A 22,339-nucleotide genomic window follows, 5' to 3' on the forward strand; every position below is an offset into this window, starting at 1 on the left:
ATGGATATGCATAGTAAAGAATATGGATAGTTACAGAGGCGATGGTTTAAATCTTTACACATACGTACAGAACAACCCAGTAAACTTAATCGACCCGACTGGACATTGTAGTGAAAAAGGGAAAAAATTAGGGTATGACTTTGAGGAAAATAGATGGATAACCGATGATGAAAAGGGACTTATAACTGCTTTAGCATTAATTCCTGGGTCGGCTAATGTAGCCAAAAAAATTGGCGGAGAAGTTATAGAACGCATTGCTAAAAAAGGTGCTGCTGAAGAAATAATAGAAGAAGTATCTAAAGAAACAATGGAAGAGATGGTAGAGGAAACCTCTGAAGAAGCAGTTGAAAAAGTTATTAAAGAGGGGATGACTAATCTTGAAAAATTAATGATTAACTGTACAATTGGGACAGTTTAATAAAATACTAGATATAAATTAAACATTTAAACAACAAAACATATTTCTCATTATTTAAGCCAAAAATCAGTTAGGAATTTCGAACTTATCGAGAAAAAAGTTTACAAAAATCCACATATCCTTGAAATATTTCTCTGTTTTTGTATGAATTTGTTTAAAATATACTACTATTATATGTGTATTTTTTACAAGAATTTTTTTCTCTAAAATTACGACAATTTTCGGAATATATTAGTGTTATAATGATTTCATTGTGTGCATACAAATTAATTAATGAGGAGAATAAAAGATGAGAAAAATTGTTTTATTATTAGTATCGACACTGACATTATTAGGGACAATGAATGTTAATGCAAGCTCAGATATTAATAGTTCTGAGTCCTATAGTATGGATATTGAATCATTTCAGAAAGGTGACTTAGATAAGTTTGAGAGCAAAGATGTGAATGTGAAATCAATAAAAGCACAAGAAGATTCACTTGAAATTTCTTTTTCAATTGAAGATGATGATATAATTATTTCTGCCCTACCTAAATGTATTAACTACAGAGGTGATATTCTGTATTTTGAGTCAAAAATTATCTCTGATAAGTTTGATGTACTTTGTGTCTCTATTGAAGAAAATCTACAAGATACTTTTACAGTTTCAAAGAATAATACATCATTGAATACAGATGCATTTATAAAAGTGATACTAAAAGACAGGACAGCAGATAAGCTTCTAATAACAGAAATTAATGATATAAAAAATTTGAAAATCAACAAGTTTGAAGTTAAAGAAGAAAATAATGATTTACAATATTGGTATACAAAAATCGTTACACCTATTGTATCAGAACTTGAAGATGATGAGCGTAGCACGTATTCTTTAATGTCTAATGGAATGATTATTGATTATGGTTCTTATTTACATATTTATTCATATTATGTGATGGGTAATAAAATCAATCACTATATGAAAGTTTATAGGGCATTGCATTACCCAGCATATATAAGCGAAGATTCAATTGGAACAGAATTTTACACAGAGATTAAAATTGCTGAGAAGAAAACAATAAGTACTGATTTACCAAGTTATAACAATCCAACAGATTCGTGTCTGTCAATATTTACTCCTTCATTTAAGGTTGCTATTAATGGTGGTGGTGCTTATATTTCAGCGCATTGGTCAAATGGTAAGGTACATCAAGCAGCCCAATTCGATTGTAGTATTTTGTGGAGTTATGTACCTTATGTAAATGATATTGCTAAAATCCTTAATAGCTACTCAAATAATACAACAGTGGAAAAAGAGACCACTTATGACATTTTCGACCAATTGGGTTCTGGTTATGTAAAAGAAGCTCAAAGTAGGATTACTGAACACCTATTAGATACTAGCCACTGCTATATTAGTAAATGGGATCTTCTTAGAACGGCATATACAGGTGGAGAGATAACGATTGAAGCTGAATATGAATATATGGTAAATGTTAGTTTTGATCCAGGAGATAACTATGTCGTAAATAAAACCACAACAAAAACAATTATTGAGAAATAAAAGGTTTGAACTTTAAAAATAGAAGTAGCTCTTATAGTAGATATATTATAGGATTTACTTCTTTAACACATTATATTAAGAAAGGATATTTTAAATATAATGAATAATGTTAGAGTTAAAAATGTATTCTTATTTATAAATATATGTATAACTTTGGTGCTCATATTCGGTTATTATAATCAATATTCAAGAGCAAATAAAATATTTATATTTTCTGAGGTAGCTAATAGTAATACATTGACTGCTGTAGGAATGAGTATACGTAATATTCATGGAAATCTTGAGAGAAATATTTTCAAAGATAATGCATCTGAGAACGATGTTAACAGAGCTTTACTAGTTATACAAGGGGAGATAAAACAGATTGAAGTATTATCCAGAAGCTTTGTACGTTCTGGTGTTGAAAAATATGATAGTGACTCCACTATACTCGGGAGATTATCAACAGGTTTATCAAATTATTTTCAAGATATTGATAGAATTGTACACTATAGTCCAGAAAAAAAGGAGCAATTATTGTTAAATCTTAATGACTTACAAAATAAGATAAAAGAATTAAATTCAAATAGTGAATACTCTACTGAAGAAAGACTACATGTTTTCATCACCTATATTCAGGAATATGATGGATGGGATACGAGGCTTAAAAGCGAAATTTTTGAGATGATGTTTTATTAATATATCAAACAGCTTATTTTTATGGATAAATGTAGCTATTAAGAACGAGTGCAAGAGACAAGTGATATAATTTTTAGTGAATAATCGACTTATAAATCAAGTTGATTATTCTTTTTTAGTTTAAGTCAAATAAAGGCTACAATATAATGACAATAAAAAAATGTAGTAAAGGGGATACACCATGAAAATAGTTGGAGGTATATTATATATTGCATAAATATGACAATGATTGTTGAAATATATCAAAATATATGTTATTTTAAAATGAAATAATATAGAGGTGGTAAAAATGAAAAAAAACAAATACATAAATCTAATATTATTATTTATATGTACGATATGTGCTTTGTATCTCTTTGAAAGTAATATATATGCTGATGATAACTTACAAAAAATAATAACAGATGATGGTAAAACAGATTCCGTTATTTGTAAGTATTTTGATAATGATTATAACGAGTTCAAATATAAAAGCATCAATATAAAAGACATAGATAAGATTAGTTTTAAAGATAATAACATAAGTATACAAATAAATAACGATAATCAATATGAATATCTTCAACCAGATTATAAAAGAAAAATACATAATATTACAAAGGTAAAAAATGAGTGGTCCACCAATAAAACAGCATTAAATGTTTTATCCAATTACCTGAAAGATAATAAAGATGAAGTTATCGTTGCAGTAGTTGATACTGGTGTGGAAATAACTCATGAATTATTAAAAGATAGACTAATCAGTGGTTACGATTTTATTGATCATGATGATATAGCCAATGATAAAAATGGACATGGTACTCATGTAGCTGGTATAGTTGCAGCGAATACTCCTGAAAATATTAAGATAATGCCAATAAGAGCAATGGATAATTATGGATATGGTTATGATTCAGTACTGGCATTGGGAATTTATTATGCAGTTAAGGAAGGAGCAGACGTGATAAATCTGTCCTTTGGAGGTATAGGATATTCAAAATATCTAGATGAAGCACTTAATTATGCTCTTGAAAATAATGTATTAGTTGTTGCTAGTGCTGGAAATGATTCAGAAGATGTTTCCAAGTTCTTTCCTGCTTCAAAAGAAGAGATAATAGTAGTATCTTCTATTAATGAACGTAACGATATCTCACTTTTCTCTAATTACGGGAATTCTATAGATATATGTGCTCCTGGCAGTGATATATATAGTTCATCGCTAGATAATCAATATGGATATATGTCGGGTACTTCTTTTGCATCACCATTTATATCATCGGCGTTAGCATTAATAAAGTTAGAAGATAAAAATAGATCACCAAAGGAAATAGAAAAAATATTAAAGTTATATACTGATGATTTAGGAAATGAAGGTTATGACGATGTTTTCGGTTACGGTTCAATTAATTTCACTAATTATATTACAGCAGATAAATCTTTCAAGATAATATCTCCTACAAGTGACATTGAAAGCAATGGGAAAATAAATATCAAGTATTTCTCAAACGGTCATATGGGAGACAGTATAAATTTTTATTTTGATGATAAACTAATAGACCAAAAAATAATTGACTCAGAAGGCTACAATAATTACATATTACAATTTAAGGACAAAGAATTTAGAGCATATAATTTTAGAATAGAATTGGTTCATGATAACAAAGTAATATATGAAAATAAATTAAAAGTTGAGCTATTACAATATAATACAAGTTTTCATATGTATGATATCAATTATACAAAAATTGATGATTTTGAAATACAGATTTATGGTATAAAAGATAAAAATAGTAAATTAGTGCAGAAGGTTAATAGCAGTGAAAATGGTATAGCTTATACAAATTTGGATGAAGATATATTCAGACTATATGATCGAATTGTTATTATTACAGGAGGGAAACAAATATCTGAAAATCTTGATCTACTTATATATATAAAGACTATAGTATCATCTGGGCATAAACTATTAATTCCTAATAATATACAGACTATATATTTAGATGAAAAAATGGGAAATATACATGAAATCACTATTAATCCTTTTGTTAATAATTATACTATACAACCTAATAATCCTATAGTTAAAATAATAGAGTCAGAGAAGCCAGTTTATATTGAATGTGGTAGTCATGTTATAAAACTACATGGAGGTCATTCGGGATTCTTTGAAGAATACTTATATAGATTAAAAGGATATGGTTTTAATTATATTGATGACTTACATGAAGATTCTGTAAAATTAACATATAACATTAATAACCTGGATGATTATATATGTTTTTCGAGTTCTTATGTTACTAATTCTAAAATATCAGGTTCTGGAGTAGATACAGGGTGTAGTTTTGATGGTAATCTGTATTGTATTAACTATGTTAATCCAGGTATATATGAGTTTAGTATTGTAAGAATAATAGGTGGAAAAGATTTCACAAAATATTTAAGGTTTCGTAATACAAAGAAATTGAAATCAAATCAAGAATATAATATAAATGTAGGAAAAAAGTTAGAAAACTCATTTTTGATTAACTATCATAATGATATACCACAAGTAGTTGCTATAGTAAATGATGAGTATAATAGTATATTGTATAATGGTGCAATGAATTTGGGACTAGAACATTTTTATAATGTTGTATTAGTAGATGAGAAGGGAGTAATATATTATTCCGATTGTGATTTTTTTAATGATAGCTATTATGGTTATAAAGAAATGATTTATAATTGGTCAAATATTCCTGACGGTAATTATACTTTGAAGGTGATTTACAGCGATATACTAAAAAATCTATATGACATTAAAGTTAATGAAATGAAAGTAACTATTAAAAATGGAAAATTTGACTTAGATAAACAAAATGAATCTCCTATTGTTAGAACAGATATTAATACTTGTTATAAAGTAAAACCTTTTAAAACATTAAAATTAGATTTGAAAAAGGTTTTTAATGATAAAGAAAATGATAAGTTATATTATACTATTAATAAAGGATATATTTATAATAATACTTATTATTATCGTACAGCACAAAACGAATTAACAGATATTAAAATTACTGCTAATGACTTAAAAGGGGAAAGCTGTACAGCTAATCTAAAAGTAATCACAGAAGATACAATACAAATGAATCCAGACATGGAAATAGATTTTACTGATTGGGCTGAAAAACAATTAGATAATGAGTTTAAGAGGAAAGATAATTTCATGTTTAGATTTCTAAATGATTTTAAAGAAGTAATAAGTAATTAGTAGTAAATCTAACGTTAAATAATGTATGGGTATTGATAACTTATCTATTATCAAATTACTACATATTAATTGATATAGAATATTACAACAAAAATTACACATCCTAATCCTAACAGATACAAAAACAAGTATCCAAATGAGAGCTAGGAGTGATTTAATTTGTATATAATAGATAATTTAATCGAATCATTTAATACTATATCTGAAGGATTAGAAAAAGTGTTAAGTAATGAGAATTATATTTTTGTTAACGATAAAGACGGTAACATTATATGTACACTGTACAACAGCGATAAAGAAAGAAACTTATTAGACGAATATCTAGAAGACAATCAAATATCAAAAGATGATGTTAGCATTACTGTAATGGATACATTAGAAAGTGAAGACCTGGAAGAATTATTTAAGAAACATCAAATATTTGGTTAGTCTAGAAAAATTTAATATAGTTTTACAATAAAAAAACATCAACTTATGAACTAGGTTGGTGATTTTTTATTGTATAATAATATAATTAAATAGATTTGAAATCTATATTATTATCCCAACTCAACTTATGCTAGCCATACAATTATGATACAATAATATTATATAATAGTAATAACTAAGTTTTGATAATAGAAATATAATAAGAGCGGTTGTTTATAGTTTTATAGTAAATTATGGACAACCTATAATATCCCTTTCGGTTATAGCAGATTTTTAAATACAATATTAAATATAGATAGTTTGAAAATTACATAGTAATACGATATAATAGAAAAGAAGATTTTGCAAGTATCTAATGAGGAGGCAAACAATGGATAAAAAGAACTTCTCAAGCATCGGAAATGAAATCAAAGATAGTGTTCGAAAAGCAGTCAACACTAGAGATTTTAATCAATTAAATAAAGATATTGGAAATACCATAAACAATACTTTAGATGATATTAAAAGTTCTATTGGATACAATCATAATAATAGCAAGAATCGAAAAAAATGGGATGATAGGGACATATATAATGAACCATATAAGGACAGGCATTATAGGTATAACCATCATACAAATAATTCACCCCATGAAGAAAACCAAGTTTATGATAATAAGAATGTTCCTGATTATATGCAATTTGTAAAACCAGTTGGAAGAATATCTGGAATATTATTTACTGTATTTGGTAGTATTGGACTTGGATTGTTTGGAATTGCTATCATTGTAATGGGTATACTTGGATATGTTTTGGATAATAGTCTTTTTTATACCATTTTAAAGGGATTAACACCGTTATTTGTTGTTAGTGTATTTTTGACAGGAAAAGGCGGATCAATAAGAAAGAGGTTAAAGCGTTTTAATAAGTATATTAAGTATACAAAAAATAAAAATTATTGTATGATTAAGGAATTATCTAATTATACTGGACTAGGGAAAAGGTTTATTATAAAAGATTTGCGTAGAATGATTTCTTTAGGTATGTTTCCAGAAGGGCATCTTGATGACCAAAAAACTTGTTTTATGCTTAATAATGAAAGTTATGATCAGTACCTTAAGCTTCAGGAAAAAATGAAAGCTGAAGAGTTAGAGAAAGAACAACAGGCTAGACAGAAAACGAAAGAAACAAATAGCGACGAAATTAGAGATGCTGAACTCATAAAGTCAATAGAAGAAGGTAAATTATATATTAGACAGATTAGGGAAGCAAATGATGTGATTTCAGGGATTGAAATCACTAAAAAATTGTATCAGTTGGAAAATGTAACAAGCAAAATTTTTAATTATGTTGAAAGCCATCCAGAAAAGCTTTCTGATATTCAAAAATTTATGGATTATTATCTTCCTACTACTGCAAAATTATTGAATGCTTACAAGGAATTGGATATGCAGTCGTCACAAGGTGAAAATATTTCCTCGGCAAAAATGGAAATTGAAAATACGCTGGATACCATTAATTTAGCTTTTGAGAATTTATTAGATAGTTTATTTCAAGATGTAGCAATGGATGTAGCAACGGATATATCAGTATTAAATACTATGCTAAAACAAGAAGGGTTAACTGAAAAAGATTTTTAATTAATTAGGAGGATGAAAAATGAGTAATGAAGAACCAACTTTAACTTTTGATGCTTTATTTGATGAGACTGTAGAGAAGGAAAATAATATGCAAGATATGATGTTGCAGGAATCTGAGCAGGTAATTAAAGAAAATCCTGCATTTGATGAAACTATGTTGACTAATGAAGAACGAAAAATGGTTGAAGAGTTCTCTGATAAGATTGAATTAGACAAAACTAATCTCATTCTCCAATATGGTGCAGGAGCTCAGAAAAAGATTGCAGATTTCTCCGAAACAGCGCTTAATAATGTTAAAACAAAGGATTTGGGAGAAGTAGGAGAAATGCTTTCAGGTGTTGTTTTGGAATTAAAAAGCTTTGATACAGAAGAACAAAAAGGTCTATTTGGAATTTTTAAAAAGTCTTCCAATAAAATAAATGCAATGAAAGTAAAATATAATAAAGCAGAAGTAAATGTGAATAAAATTTGTCGCACATTGGAAAGTCATCAGATTCAGTTATTAAAAGATATAGCCATGTTGGATAAAATGTACGAGATGAATAAAACATATTTTAAAGAGCTCTCTATGTATATACTGGCTGGCAAGAAAAAACTTGCTAAAGTTCAGTCAGAAGAGCTTTCAGCTTTGGTTGAAAAATCAGCTAAAAGCGGACTCCCAGAGGATGCACAGGCGGTAAATGATATGATGTCAATGTGTAATCGTTTTGAAAAGAAAATACATGATCTAGAATTAACCAGAATGATTTCTATTCAGATGGCTCCACAGATTCGGTTAGTGCAAGGTAATGACACTCTTATGGCTGAGAAAATCCAATCTACTATAGTGAATACAATTCCACTTTGGAAAAGTCAGATGGTACTTGCTCTTGGTGTTGCACATTCCGGTCAGGCAGCAGAAGCTCAAAGGAAAGTTACTGACATGACTAATGAATTATTAAAGAAAAATGCCGAAACACTCAAGATGGCAACCATAGAGACCGCAAAGGAATCTGAACGAGGAATTGTAGATATTGAAACTCTACGCACTACCAATCAATCTTTGATTTCAACCCTTGATGAGGTAATGCATATTCAGAGTGAAGGTCGTCAAAAGAGAAAAGAGGCAGAAATAGAACTGAATCGTATTGAAAATGAATTAAAGCAGAAATTGCTTTCTATCAAAGGGTAGTATGCCATAAATTAGACATCAAGAACAAAATCAAGTGAACTACCAAAGATTTTTCTATAAATCATAGGTGGTTCATTATTTTTTTGCGTATAAAAATAATTCTGTGGTGCGGCTAGGAAATAGCTTATAGTTTAAATAAATAACTTCATCCAAGAATATCGATTATAGTATCATACATATCATCAATAAAATCACAACAGGGATACTCTTTTCTGATATGAGATGAATTATCAATATTGTAATCTACGATATAATTCTTTTCTTCCTGAAAGATAGTGATTCTGATATCCGATTCTAAAATATTGTCATCAATATAATATTCAATACTATTAACAATGATTGCAATATCATATCCACTTTTATCTAGCACATATGACATATACTTTAGTATCTTATCATTACCTAAATCAGGTGGTATATATTCAATATCATAAAGTGTACCTAATACATTATCAGTACAGAAATAAGGATTATAATCATCATCAATGAATTTACTATACAAAGGTATCAAATCTTCCAAACAAAGTTCCTTTGGTAAAATTATGGTTACTACAGATTCATTAATGTAACGATTACTAATTTCCATATCTAACAAACTGTTAAGTTTAAAATAGTTGTTCCACATCTTTATATTACTTAAATTATATTTTCCAATTGGTCCATTCTCCAAACAACTATTACCATAAAGAAAAACTACATTTTTATTATACTTAGATGCCATAAAACAAACATCTTTTTCCTTAATGCCTATACTATCATCACTAATTAAAATAATACTATCAAAACTATTATCACAATCAGAAAGAATCGTAGAAACAGCAGTATTAAGCTCCTCAACCAATATATCATTACTAATAACAATTTCATCATATAAATTAATAGCCAAAAATTCGTAACTAATATGTATCTTATGATTTACATAACATATTAAAGCCTTTTCTATCCAATCAGGTCTAGGATAGATAAACCCTTTATAATTCTCATAATTATTGGCTCCTCTAATAAGTTCATATTTTATAGTATCTATATTCCATGAACTATGTTTACTCATTAATTCACATACCTTAGCAGTAATAAAGGGAGCTGCAAAGCTATTGGAGTCACTGCATATATAGTTCCCTTTTATACTTAATTTATGTCTTGAATATGCTGTAAACTCTATACCATCTATGATATTCTTATTAATTGAATACTCATTATTCCATAAAATATTCCTAGAATCTCGTTTCACACCTATAACATTAGAAAACGATGCTGGAAACGTTAAATAATCATTGTTGTCAGATGCACAGACAATAATCAAACCTTTTTCGGTTACCTGATTAATTACCTTTTTCAATATATCCTTATCCTTTGAATAATGGGAACCTAAACTAATGTTAACAACATCAATGTCATTTAACATACACCATTCAAGACTTTTAACAAGTTGATTGATGGAACCTCTCATTCTGTCAGATAGTATTCTGACACTAGAAAAAACAGCATTATGAAAATACGATTCAATAATACTTGCACATATAGTTCCATGTGTCAATTTTTCCTTATCAGTAATTTGATAAGGAACTATATCTAAATCATTAGTTATCATAATGCTGCTGCGTATATCATTAGCAATCATATTTCTGTTGATTCCATCATCAATAACTGCTATGCTAATAGGCTTTTTCATAAAAAAGTCCTTTCCTACCATTTCTAATCTATTATACTCTGTTCTTATAATTACTAACCATAACACAATCATGAAGATATTCATTCATATCACTATTATGTCCAACAATATTATCTACTTTAATAATAGAAGTATAATAATTATTTGAACGAATCTTATTCATATAATCCTCTGAGGCTTCGTTAATTGCTTTTTTTCTTGCTAACTTTTCTTCTTCTTCTGTTTCCATTTGTTTCCTTATTTTCTCTTTCTGTTCAGGAGATTCATCTGATACAGTCCAATGAGTTACAGTACCATCTTCATGAACTATAGTTCCAGTTGCAATAAGCTGCCTTCCATGTGCCATAAGATATTTTCTGCCGGAAGGAATAGATTCAATATGTCTACTGATACAACCTGTAATTCTTTCCTTAAGTTCTTCATCAGTTTTCATTTTCTCCAGTATATTTGGCGCTATGGCAATAGGGGATGCTCCTAAGCTTGTAGCATAACTTGATACACTTTTGTCATCTTTACCTATTGACTTGACATCAATTTTAACACCATAATAGTTTTCTAATTCATTCAGTATATCATTTGATTTAACCTCAGCCAGTTTATCCGAAAATCCGATTTTATTAGCAGTAGCTCTTTGAGTAGCTAAGTTTGGGTTAGTGAGATAATTTGACAATAATTGAACACCTTGCATAAATTATATACCTCCTTAACTAATTTGCTTGGTTGTATAGATAATATTTAAAATATTATTTATTGTGTTGAATTTGTCATTAATTATATCGTCTTTTGGGATAATTATATTAAATCTTTTTTCAATTTCAAAAAACAAAAAAAGTAGATCTCTAGGTGCAAAGTTAATTTTTGGTCCAAAAAAATCATCATCCATATATGTATCACTTAGTTTGCTTTTATCAACTTTCATAACGTTAAAAAAAATATCATTAAATATATTCAATTTTTCTGTTCTATCCATTTCCAATGTTAACACCTCTTAATCATATTATTTGCATTGAATCAATAGCAAGTATGTCATTTACCCATTTTGCCAGTTCATGAGAGTTTGATTTGTTTAATGAATTATATATAGGTATTTTTAATTCCTTATTCAATTCAGATATTTTTTTATCAACGAGATTAGAATTAACTGTAACATAACAGAGTCTTCTGTTTTGTTTGCTCCTTGCAGTATCAAATTTGTTATTGGACATGTTAAAACAATCAATCTCAAAACCAAGCTTGTATTTAGTAGATATAAATACTTTTTCTAAGAATTCTTTATTAAAATTATCGTATGTAATATTCATGACAGCTACATCAGGATGAACTGCATTAGCTACTTGAAAAGCAGTCATTCCGAATTTATTAGTAAACATGTTATTATATACCATAGTACTGCCTGGTATACCGATTATTATTAGATCTGGATTTTCTCTTAGTTCAATGTGTTTACATAATCTATTGAACAATAGTATTTTATCAATTTCATTCATCTTTTCATTAAACATGAATCTAGGGAAAGAGTGAAATCCTAGTAATTCACAATAATGTTTTGTTCCAATCTGAGCAACCTTATAACCTTCCTTCAAGAAATGATCTCTCAGACATAGTTGGACATCAAATTTGTTGGTACCTTCAATGACACTTGATACAAATATAACGGGTACATTAATTTCATATATGGTACTATTCTTAATTGTAATATTGTTTTGATCTATATCCATTCCCCAATAAAGTTTCAAGTTTACGTTATTATTGTTACAGAGCTTTTTGACTTCATCTAAGAGATCAATATTTATTCTATGTAATAGTACGATGTTTTTACCTTTTTCACATGCGGTTTCTATTGTAGGTAATATCATTTCTTTGAAATCACAAGGGTACTCGCAGACAATTAGGTCATCAAAATCTTTTTCAAATAATGAAGTTGTTACTTTAATACCAATATCTTCACCCAAATAACAATAAGAAGCATCTCTATTGTTCAATCCAAAACCTATTGGAGAAACAAGAGAAACAATATCATAGTCTATTAATAAATCATGGTGTTTGACAATAAAGGAAAATTCTGAGTTATAAGGGTATATAGCGGCTCTTTTTTTCATGCTAAGACTCCTTTTTTATATATGTCTTCTTCATCAAAATCATATCCTAACTCACGAAGAACACAATAATCTTTAAATATTTTTTCAATAGAATTTTTAACTTTATTACAATTTTCTAATTTATGTTCTGCTGAAAAACTATCACCATTATCAGCTGCAATTGCACAGCTTGTACAATATCTGAAAGCCCAGCAGCTTTTACATTGCTTTTCAGTTAATCTACCGATATTCAGTACATCTCTAACTTTATCAAAATCAAATCCAGAGTAGATATCACCTATTTTCATTATCATGGATGTTTCACTAACTCTTTCACAGGGAAACAGATTACCATCTACATCAACAAATAATCTCTGAGCTCCAGGTACACATGGACCTGAGTGGTGGTCTACTTTTGCACTGTTAAAGGATACTTTTAACCTTTCATGAACATCTTTTTTAACATTATCAAAGCTGGCTAAAACTAATTTGGATATATCTTTTTCGTTAAGTCTGCCAAATTTATATAGAAGCAGTTTGAAAGTCTCATAGTTGAATACAGAGTTATATTGTTCTGTTAATTCCACATTGTTAGGGTTATAATTATTGGATATCATACTTGCTCTTACAAAGTAATCTTTCACATTTTCATAATTAGAAAAAAATGATGAAATACAACTAAAATCTGATTGTGGGTCAATTACTGCATTGAAATTTATCCTTTGAGATAGATCAGGATATTTTTTACTTACTTTATCAATGCTTCTCATGATAGTATTGAAAGTACCATTATTATTAATGGCAAAAATTCTATTTTTATCATGGGCTTCTTTATCACCATCTAGGCTAATTGTTAGATGGAAATTGTTATCATTCACAAAATTAAGGACTTTATCTGTAAGCAAAGTGGCATTTGTTGTAACATTGAATCTTATTTCTTTACCGAAAGCTGCTTTTTTTGCATACTCAACACATTTCTCTATCAAATCAAATTCTAGGAAAGGTTCACCACCATAAAAACCTATATTAATTGCATTAGTGTCTACTGAATTTTCCAGTAGAAAATCTATTGCTTTCAGTGCAGTTTTTTCACTCATTCTTTTATTGGTATGTACACGGTTTAGGTAGCTGCCTGAGTAGGCACAATATTTACATCTTAGATTACAATTCTGAGTTACCTGCAAAGCTATTGTATTAAGTCTTCTACTTAAGTTATCTTCAAGAGTTTCGTCCATTGGATGAATCATCTTGAAATCTTTTTTATGACTCAAGAATCCTTTATTGATCAGGTTTTGTACATTTTTGTCTATATATTCATAATGTGATTTCTTATATTCAATTAAAGATTTATATATATTATTATCTATTTTAAGAAATGTATTAGAATTTGCATCAAATAGATATAAACCTGTAACTGTACTAAATACGTGAAATACTGGCATAATTTACCTCCTCATAATGCAATTACAGAATGGTATAAAAATACCACTCTGTTAATTGCATGCTTGCTATTTTAGACCATATTTATTGCTGTGAAATCCATACTGTTTCCTGCATATGTAGCATAATCCATTGCATATGAATTATCATTAGTTGAGCTACCATTACATGAGCAGGAGTAGCAAGGACAACTACAAGAACAATATGCTTCTAAAGTTTCCATAGCTACATTAGCTTTTTTAGTAAGTTTTTTCATTTAACTGTACTCCTTTCATTATGTATTTCTGTCAAATAATAGACAGCTTTATTAGAAATAATTAACTCCTTTTAATAAGTAGATTAATTATTACTAGCAATATGAAACAATAACATAAAATTCTTTTAACCATATCTCCTTGAAGATATAACCTCATTGTAGATATGGCTTGTTTCCCTGAGAGTATTATGGTTGCCTATAGCACATATCCTACCCTCATCAATTACAATGATTTTATCCACATTTTTTAATATATCTGTTCTATGAGTTACTAATAACACCATGTTATCTTTTAACCTAGTCTTTAAAAGAGCATTGATACGATCTTCAGAGTAATTATCAACTTGTGAGGTTGCTTCATCTAATATTAGAATAGGTTTATTTCTAATTAATGCTCTTGCCAATGATATTTTTTGTCTCTGACCACCTGAAAGTTTAGTACCATTTCGCCCTACAAAGTATTCATCACAGAGATTAATACTCTTATCTGATAATTGACTATCCTTAACAACTTGTCTATAATGTAGAGCTTCTGGTTTACTATATAATTTAATATTCTTTTCAATGGTTGTATCAAAAAGATATGTTTCTTGGGAAACCATTGAAAACAAATCTCTGTATTTATGTAAATCCAATGATTTGATATTTATTTCATCCAATAATATTTCTCCACTATCAGGTTCATAGAATCTTTGCAGTAAATTCAATATAGTCGTTTTCCCAGAACCGTTCAGTCCAACTAATGCAACTTTTTCTTTCCTGCCAATAGTAAAATTAATGTTAGTTAATACTGGCTTTTTATCATAAGAAAAATATATGTTCTTGAACTTTATTTCTCTACATGCATTAGTTTTTTGAATACAAGTATTATCTATATCATATTCAGCTCTTTCTTCAAATAATGCATAATATCTTTTAGTGGAAGGCAATATTCCCGACAAGATGTAGCCTATTCCCAAAATTGATGAAATAGGTGCTATTACATATACACTATAGTTGATAAAAGCAAAGATACTACCAAATGAAAGCTTTAAATCTAACATAAGTATTGCTCCAATGATGTATATTAAAAATATAAGCAGCTGAGCAATAGATTTATCAAAAAAATTCCTTATTATATCTAAAAGATTAATCTTTACATCTGTATCTAAGATAGTTTTTTGTTTTACTTCAACTTCATGAAGTTTATAAGGCTGTAAACCAAAGAGCCTTATTTCTTTGAAAGCATGAAGATTATCATCAAACCAATGAGAGTAATTGCTATTGTAGTTAATATAATCTTTGGTTAACTTATATCTTTTGTTAGATAGATATTTTAATATTATTAGTTTTATAGGTATAAAAATAATAACCATAAGTGTAAGTTCTTTACTAATAATGAAAAGTCCGATTAATCCACCTAGAACACTAAAAAATTGACTTATAATAAAAAAAGTAGCTGAATTAACTATAAGTAGCATATTATTTATATCCGTATTAAGATTATTAAAGATTTCATTACAGTTTTTCTTGTTGAAATAATCAACATTGATCTTTAATAAATGTTCTAGAGCATCCTTATGTAATTTGAACTTTGTTTTTGCTGATATATTAATCCTTATTCTTTCTCTTATAAAATCAAGAGTAAACATTAATAATGAGAATAATAGAATTAAACTACAAAAAGTTAAAATCACTTTCAGATCATTTTTCATGAAACCATAATCAATCATTCTTTTATTAAACAAAGGCAACACTAGATTTAGTAGTGTTGAAGCTAATAAGCAAATAATTATTAGTATTATATTAAATCTGTATTGCTTAAGATTGTGTAATAATTTTTTTATGTATATCTTATCTTTCATAGTATTCATCCTTGTAATTAATTGATATTTATATATGTTTTAAATAGTTGTATAATTTGGACATTTAAATAATACAGCGAATATTTTTATATGTCAATAGTATATTTAGAATATACAATATATTTGAATAATTTGATATATAAAGATAATACAGCTTGTTGTTGTAAAATAAGCATCTATGAATATGAATCTATCAAAAAAATTTTTTTATACTAAGAAGTATCTTGACACTGTATTAACTGTACTATATAATGTAATACAGTTAATACACTAAGGAGGTGTGCTATTGATTCACATTGACTTAAGAAGTAGAGAACCAATCTACGAACAATTAGTAAACAATATAAAAGAATTAATATTCTCAGGAATATTACAATCAGATGAAAAGCTTCCATCTGTTAGGGAGCTTGCAAGCCAGTTAACAATTAATCCTAATACAATTCAAAAAGCATATAAAGAATTAGAAAATTTAGGTTATATTTACTCAGCAAGAGGAAGGGGTAACTTTGTCATGCCAGTAGATGATAAATCAGGAGGGGAAAATAGTGTGGAACTATTGAATAAAATAACTGAACTAGTGAAAGAAGCCAATTATGTGGGTATATCAAAAAAATTTATAATAAAAATAATTGATGATGTCTATAGAAAAAACATAGATAAGGGAGGGATAGAATGATTAATGTTGAACACTTAAGCAAAAATTTTGAAGGCAACAAAGCATTAGATGATATTTCTCTGCATATAAAAAAAGGTTCAATATATGGGTTGGTAGGACCTAATGGTGCTGGTAAAACAACACTTATAAAACACTTAACTGGAGTATATCAACAAGATAACGGACAAATCAAGATAGATGAAAATGTTGTTTATGAAAATAACGAGATAAAAGAAAAAATAGCTTATGTACCTGACGAATTATATTTCTTCCCTCAGTATACTATCAAAAAAATGGCTGGATTCTATAGAGAAGTTTTTAGTACATGGAATCAAGAAAGGTATGAAAAACTAAAAGAGGTTTTTATGATAGATGAAAACAAGAAAATAAACAAACTATCTAAAGGGATGAAAAAACAAGTTGCCTTCTGGTTATGTATATCATATATGCCGGAGGTCATGATACTTGATGAACCTGTAGACGGATTAGATCCTGTAATGAGGAAAAAAGTATGGAATCTAGTAGTACAAGATGTAGCAGAAAGACAAATGACAGTTTTGGTATCTTCACATAATCTAAGAGAATTAGAGGATATATGTGATACTGTGGGTATAATGCATCAAGGAAAATTGCTGATTGAAAGGGAATTGGATGATCTAAAATCCGATGTGTATAAAATACAATTAGCGTTTAAAGGTGAATTTGATAAGAGCATATTAGATGGTACTAAAATACTGCATAAAGAAAATAGAGGGAGTATTTTCTTATATATATTAAAAGGTAACAGAGAAAAAACTATCAGTATAATAGAACAATGTAATCCAGCAATATTAGATATTCTACCTCTTACATTAGAAGAAATATTCATATATGAAATGGGAGGTGTGGGTTATGAAATCAAAGACATCATTCTATAGTAAAACATGGTTATGTAATGATTTGAGAGCCTATGGATGGTTTGGAATTGTTTATACTATATTTTTCTTTTGTATGATGCCATTACCTACTTTATTGAGCTATTCCAATGACAATTATAATACTAATTATATTATGAAAATTTTTGATTTTGAAAATTTTTTTATTAATATTGTACTTCTTACTTTACCAGTTTTAGTAGCTATACTTTTATTTCGTTACTTACAAGTAGTACGTTCATATACTATAATACATAGCTATCCATATACTAGGGTACAAATATTTAATAGCCATATTCTAGTAGGATTAATACTCTTATTGGTACCATTACTATTTAATACAGTATTGATGATAATAATAAATACAATTGTGGGATGTCCCACTAATAATATGTTTTATCTCAGTTGGTTTTTAAAAACTTCTGTATTATCATCAGCTATTTTTATAATTAGTTCATTCATAGGCGTTATAGTTGGCGGTTCTATATGGCATTTAGTTTTTTCTTACATATTTTTATTGCTTCCTGTAGGGTTAATAATTATGGTTTTATATTTCCTGAATATTGTTGTTTATGGATTTTCCGATAGTTATTATTCACAAGCTAATTACTTGTGTCCATTGATAATCAACAATATGAGTAGTTTTAGTGTTGGGGTAAATATGAGCATTATTGCTTATATAATATATATTATAATTTTCTACCCATTTGCTCTATATTTATATAAGAGAAGAAACCTGGAGAATGTTTCTAGTATCATATGTTTTAATATATTTAAAGTAATATTCAAATATGGTGTGACTTTTTGTTTTATGCTTGGAGCAGGTGTTGTTTTTTGTTATTGGTACCGAAATGATGAATCATTAATTAGATTCCTAACAGGTGGTTTGGTCGGAGCTGTAATAGGATATTTTCTATCTGAAATGTTGCTACAAAAACAAATTAATGTATTTAGGAAATATAAAGGACTACTTATCTACAGTTTAGTTATCATAGTTGTAGTAATGGGTTTTAAGTTAGATTTGTTAGGTTATGAAAAAAGAGTTCCCAAAGCAAAAGATGTTGAAAGTATAGAATTTTATTGTGAGTATAGTCATAGATTTTTTTGGAATTCTTATTACTCTGAATATGATACTGAAGAAATGATAAACTCTATTATAGCGCTTCATACTGAAATAATTAAAGAACGACCAACAGAAGGTAATGCGATAAATATTTCATATATGTTAAAAGATGGTAATAGTATAAAAAGAACATATTTAATTGATGGAATAGAAAAGTATGATCAATATTATAAATCGTTATTTGAATCAATAGAATTTAAGGAAAATCATTATGCACTATTAACAAATGATCAAGAAAATATATATAATGCCAATATTTATCCAGACAGTCTTAAGGAAAATATTATAATAAAAGATCCACAAGAATTAAAAGAATTTATATCTATAGCTAAGCAAGAAATAATAGATGAATCCTATGAAGATATGAAAAAAAGTATTAATCTAGCAAGAATAAATTTTTATGGAAACAGTAAAGAAGGACATAATATTACATTAGATGTACAACTAAAAAGTAATTATACTAAATTAATATCTTGGTTAAAAGAAAAAGGATATTACGATGATATTGTGATTTTACCGGAAGATATTAGCGAAATGGCCATAACAACTTCATATAGATATGAAGATAAAGAAGATATATTTAATCGTACTGGGGAGTATAATTATATATATATTAAAGACAAAGGTAAAATACAACAAATTTTAAATAGTAGGGTTAACATCAGCGAAAGATATGATGATACTAAAGATATGATTGTATATATAAAGTATAATTCTATTGATGATATAAAGACCATTCGTATAAGTGCTGAACGTGCACCAGAATTTATTCTTAAACAATAGAGTTAGAGATAATTTTTAACACTTGATCCATCAGGGATAAGAGTCGGGGGTATTGGTGATGGTTGAATTAATTGAACAAGAAGTGAAAAAACATGGAGACAGAGCAAAAATATTTCCTGCCAGAAATCTAAAGAGACTTGAACAAGATTCCAGAAATACTATGGACAGTGGATTATTGGACAAGTTCCAAAAAAATATTGTTAAAGGCTTTCAGGATATTAATTTACCTAATCTTGATTTTACCATTCGTTCAATTATTATAGTTGCATCACCAAGTCCCTCATCAGTAACAGTTAACTTCAATTGGCAAGGTGAGAAAGTACCATTAAAGATTCCTTCCACATATATGGATATGACTACCGCACCATTAAGAATACAACATTATTTAAGTGACTTTCTAAAATCTATGGATTATCAAATAAAATATGCTCCAAGATTACCTAGAAATCTATTAGCTGTAAGAAGTGGATTGGGTACATATGGTAGAAATAATCTATGTTATGTGGAAGGTTTAGGCAGTTTCATTAATCTTGTACCTTTTTATTCTAATATTCCTTGTGAAGATGATATTTGGCATGAAATGTTTCAAATGGATGTCTGTAAAAGCTGTAGAGCTTGTTTGGATAATTGTCCAACTGGAGCAATTGTCGAAGATAGATTCTTGATGAAAACTGAAAGATGTCTTACCTATTACAATGAAGTTGATTCAAAATGGGATTTTCCAGAGTGGGTAGACAAATCTTCACATAATAGCATATATGGATGTTCCAGATGTCAGGATGTATGCCCTGTCAACAAAAAATATATAGATGATAATAAAATCAAGCCTATAGAATTCACTGAGGAAGAGACTAGTTTATTACTTGAAGGTAAACCTATTGAAGAATTGTCAAGAAAAATGAAACGAAAAATAAAGGTATTGAACATGTCTGATTATCTTGCTGCTCTACCTAGAAATCTTAATATATTCTTGCGTTAGTTGCAGTTATTGTAGCTTTATTTAAAGTGGGTTAATCAACCCACTTAATCTGTTTCCAGCGTTCTTCTCCATCATTCTCCTGAAGTTTGCCTTCAGTACTTCTTCCATCTTCTATATATTGTATTAATAAATTCTTCAACTCATTTACTATATCCTCATGTTCATCATACACGTTGAATCTTTCCCTGACATCTTCTTCAAGATTATATAGCTGTATTGGAGGATATTTGTCATCTGTAGTACCTGGTTTAGGGTCACTCCATCCACCAGAGTCAGGACACATCTCTAATTTCCATTTGCCTTTTCTAATAGAAAATGAACCATTGATAGAATGATGAACCATTGCTTCTCTAACTGGTAAATCATTTTGTTCTTTCCATATAGGAAGATTGCTTACACTATCTTCTGCAACATTATCATCTAAAGAATCACCAAATATATCTGAAATAGTAGCAAAAAAATCAATTAAGCAAACAGGTTCATTACATTGTATATTTGGACGAATGGTATCAGGCCATTTAACTATAAGGGGTATACGATGACCACCTTCATAAATATCAGCTTTTGTTCCACGATAGATATAACTTGGGTTATGACCATATTGGGCTAACTCCTTATAATCTGCCGCGAGTGAACAACCATTATCACTAGTAAAAATAACAATTGTATTATCATCTATACCCAGTTCCTTTAACTTGGCATTAATCTTACCAACTACATCATCACACATAAGAACAAAATCACCATACTCATTGGTACCAGATTTCCCTTGAAACTCTTTAGAAGGTAGAATAGGGGTATGAGGTGCATTAAGGGGAAAATATATGAAGAAAGGTTCATCTTTGTATTCTTCAAGCTTACCTAGAACTCGATTAGTAAAATTAGGTAATACTTCCTCATGCACAAAATCAGCACCAGTAGGACCTTTCCTAAAGAATTTCTTATTATAAGCTTGGTTCATTTTACAGGTTTCTTGTATAGTTGTACAACCTTCTTCCCTATCAGGTAATGCTGTAACATTCATATTTTCAACATAGACATAAGGAGCCATATCTAACGATCCTGCGATACCATAAAAATAATCAAAACCATGATTGACAGGAGTATCTTTTAAAGGCATTGTATAATCAATACTTTCTTTATCCTTAGAATCCTTATAGGTCCACTCCAATCCTAGATGCCATTTTCCGATACAGGCTGTTTTATAACCTTTTGATTGTAGATAAGAAGCTACAGTTGGGCGATTGGATTCAAGAAGGGGCTTGTCATAACCAAATAACACTCCTTCCTTTAAAGGACTTCTCCAACAATATCTACCTGTCAAAATACTATATCTTGAGGGTGTGCATACAGATGAAGCAGCATGGGCATCAGTAAAATAAATTCCCTCTTCACACATCTTGTCAAAATTAGGTGTTTTGAAAGCAGCTCTTTCATTAAGATAAGATACATCACCATAGCCCATATCATCAGCTAGTATGTAAACAATATTAGGTTTTTTCATATAATTCCTCC

The 22,339-nt window shown here is 28.6% G+C and carries 18 protein-coding genes and 1 pseudogene; 11 read left to right on the plus strand and 8 right to left on the minus strand.

The window, feature by feature from the left end:
• From AACQ14_RS20830 to AACQ14_RS20860, 7 genes and pseudogenes are all read left to right on the plus strand, one after another.
• Positions 1-418 (plus strand): annotated as a pseudogene (locus tag AACQ14_RS20830) (hypothetical protein); the annotation flags it as partial.
• Between the two features lie 289 nt (positions 419-707).
• The gene (locus AACQ14_RS20835; protein WP_339365504.1) at positions 708-1,958 is read left to right on the plus strand and encodes a hypothetical protein; all 1,251 of its coding nucleotides are present in this window, start codon (positions 708-710) and stop codon (positions 1,956-1,958) included.
• Positions 1,959-2,057: 99 nt separating this feature from the next.
• On the plus strand, positions 2,058-2,636 hold the full coding sequence (locus AACQ14_RS20840; RefSeq protein WP_339365505.1) for a hypothetical protein: 579 nt from the start codon (positions 2,058-2,060) through the stop codon (positions 2,634-2,636).
• A gap of 289 nt (positions 2,637-2,925) precedes the next feature.
• Positions 2,926-5,862 carry a S8 family peptidase gene (locus AACQ14_RS20845; RefSeq protein ID WP_339365506.1) on the plus strand — a complete coding sequence of 979 codons (2,937 nt, stop codon included), beginning with the start codon at positions 2,926-2,928 and terminating at the stop codon, positions 5,860-5,862.
• 159 nt (positions 5,863-6,021) lie between these two features.
• Complete coding sequence (locus tag AACQ14_RS20850; RefSeq protein WP_339365507.1) at positions 6,022-6,291, plus strand: hypothetical protein; 270 nt, start codon at positions 6,022-6,024, stop codon at positions 6,289-6,291.
• A 370-nt stretch (positions 6,292-6,661) separates the two neighbouring features.
• Positions 6,662-7,909, plus strand: a complete 1,248-nt coding sequence (locus AACQ14_RS20855) for a 5-bromo-4-chloroindolyl phosphate hydrolysis family protein (protein WP_339365508.1) — start codon at positions 6,662-6,664, stop codon at positions 7,907-7,909.
• A gap of 88 nt (positions 7,910-7,997) precedes the next feature.
• Positions 7,998-9,080 (plus strand): toxic anion resistance protein, encoded by a 1,083-nt coding sequence (locus AACQ14_RS20860; RefSeq protein WP_339365539.1) that lies wholly within the window; start codon positions 7,998-8,000, stop codon positions 9,078-9,080.
• Between the two features lie 145 nt (positions 9,081-9,225).
• On the opposite strand, the gene AACQ14_RS20865 is transcribed toward AACQ14_RS20860, so the two are convergent.
• From AACQ14_RS20865 to AACQ14_RS20895, 7 genes are all read right to left on the minus strand, one after another.
• Positions 9,226-10,818 (minus strand): S8 family serine peptidase, encoded by a 1,593-nt coding sequence (locus tag AACQ14_RS20865; RefSeq protein ID WP_339365509.1) that lies wholly within the window; start codon positions 10,816-10,818, stop codon positions 9,226-9,228.
• The gene (locus AACQ14_RS20870) at positions 10,784-11,440 is read right to left on the minus strand and encodes a DUF6033 family protein (protein ID WP_339365510.1); all 657 of its coding nucleotides are present in this window, start codon (positions 11,438-11,440) and stop codon (positions 10,784-10,786) included. Before AACQ14_RS20870 ends, AACQ14_RS20865 begins: the two co-directional genes overlap by 35 nt.
• A 15-nt stretch (positions 11,441-11,455) precedes the next feature.
• The gene (locus AACQ14_RS20875; protein WP_339365540.1) at positions 11,456-11,722 is read right to left on the minus strand and encodes a peptide maturation system acyl carrier-related protein; all 267 of its coding nucleotides are present in this window, start codon (positions 11,720-11,722) and stop codon (positions 11,456-11,458) included.
• A 22-nt stretch (positions 11,723-11,744) separates the two neighbouring features.
• Positions 11,745-12,851, minus strand: coding sequence for a TIGR04066 family peptide maturation system protein (locus AACQ14_RS20880; protein ID WP_339365511.1), 1,107 nt, complete (start codon positions 12,849-12,851; stop codon positions 11,745-11,747).
• Positions 12,848-14,272 carry a Cys-rich peptide radical SAM maturase CcpM gene (gene ccpM / locus AACQ14_RS20885; RefSeq protein ID WP_339365512.1) on the minus strand — a complete coding sequence of 475 codons (1,425 nt, stop codon included), beginning with the start codon at positions 14,270-14,272 and terminating at the stop codon, positions 12,848-12,850. The genes AACQ14_RS20880 and ccpM overlap by 4 nt, the downstream gene beginning before the upstream one ends.
• Before the next feature lie 71 nt (positions 14,273-14,343).
• Positions 14,344-14,526, minus strand: a complete 183-nt coding sequence (locus tag AACQ14_RS20890; RefSeq protein WP_339365513.1) for a CLI_3235 family bacteriocin precursor — start codon at positions 14,524-14,526, stop codon at positions 14,344-14,346.
• A gap of 125 nt (positions 14,527-14,651) precedes the next feature.
• Positions 14,652-16,370: an ABC transporter ATP-binding protein gene (locus AACQ14_RS20895; RefSeq protein ID WP_339365514.1), complete on the minus strand. Its 1,719-nt coding sequence runs from the start codon at positions 16,368-16,370 to the stop codon at positions 14,652-14,654.
• Between the two features lie 280 nt (positions 16,371-16,650).
• On the opposite strand from AACQ14_RS20895, the gene AACQ14_RS20900 reads away from it, so the two are divergent.
• From AACQ14_RS20900 to AACQ14_RS20915, 4 genes are read left to right on the plus strand one after another with little or no spacing between them, the layout of a single operon-like run.
• Complete coding sequence (locus AACQ14_RS20900) at positions 16,651-17,046, plus strand: GntR family transcriptional regulator (protein ID WP_339365515.1); 396 nt, start codon at positions 16,651-16,653, stop codon at positions 17,044-17,046.
• Entirely contained in the window at positions 17,043-17,942 is a 900-nt protein-coding gene (locus tag AACQ14_RS20905) for an ABC transporter ATP-binding protein (RefSeq protein WP_339365516.1), read from the plus strand. The genes AACQ14_RS20900 and AACQ14_RS20905 overlap by 4 nt, the downstream gene beginning before the upstream one ends.
• Positions 17,917-19,845 (plus strand): DUF6449 domain-containing protein, encoded by a 1,929-nt coding sequence (locus AACQ14_RS20910; protein ID WP_339365518.1) that lies wholly within the window; start codon positions 17,917-17,919, stop codon positions 19,843-19,845. Before AACQ14_RS20905 ends, AACQ14_RS20910 begins: the two co-directional genes overlap by 26 nt.
• A gap of 58 nt (positions 19,846-19,903) precedes the next feature.
• Positions 19,904-20,824 (plus strand): 4Fe-4S double cluster binding domain-containing protein, encoded by a 921-nt coding sequence (locus AACQ14_RS20915; RefSeq protein ID WP_339365519.1) that lies wholly within the window; start codon positions 19,904-19,906, stop codon positions 20,822-20,824.
• A 31-nt stretch (positions 20,825-20,855) separates the two neighbouring features.
• Here AACQ14_RS20915 and AACQ14_RS20920 read toward each other — a convergent pair whose 3' ends face one another.
• A complete protein-coding gene (locus tag AACQ14_RS20920) occupies positions 20,856-22,328 on the minus strand; it encodes a sulfatase family protein (protein ID WP_339365520.1) in 1,473 nt (490 codons plus the stop codon).
• Positions 22,329-22,339 lie beyond the last annotated feature (11 nt).

Origin of the sequence: Vallitalea maricola (assembly GCF_036985595.1) — a bacterium.
In the GTDB taxonomy this organism is placed as follows: domain Bacteria; phylum Bacillota; class Clostridia; order Lachnospirales; family Vallitaleaceae; genus Vallitalea; species Vallitalea maricola.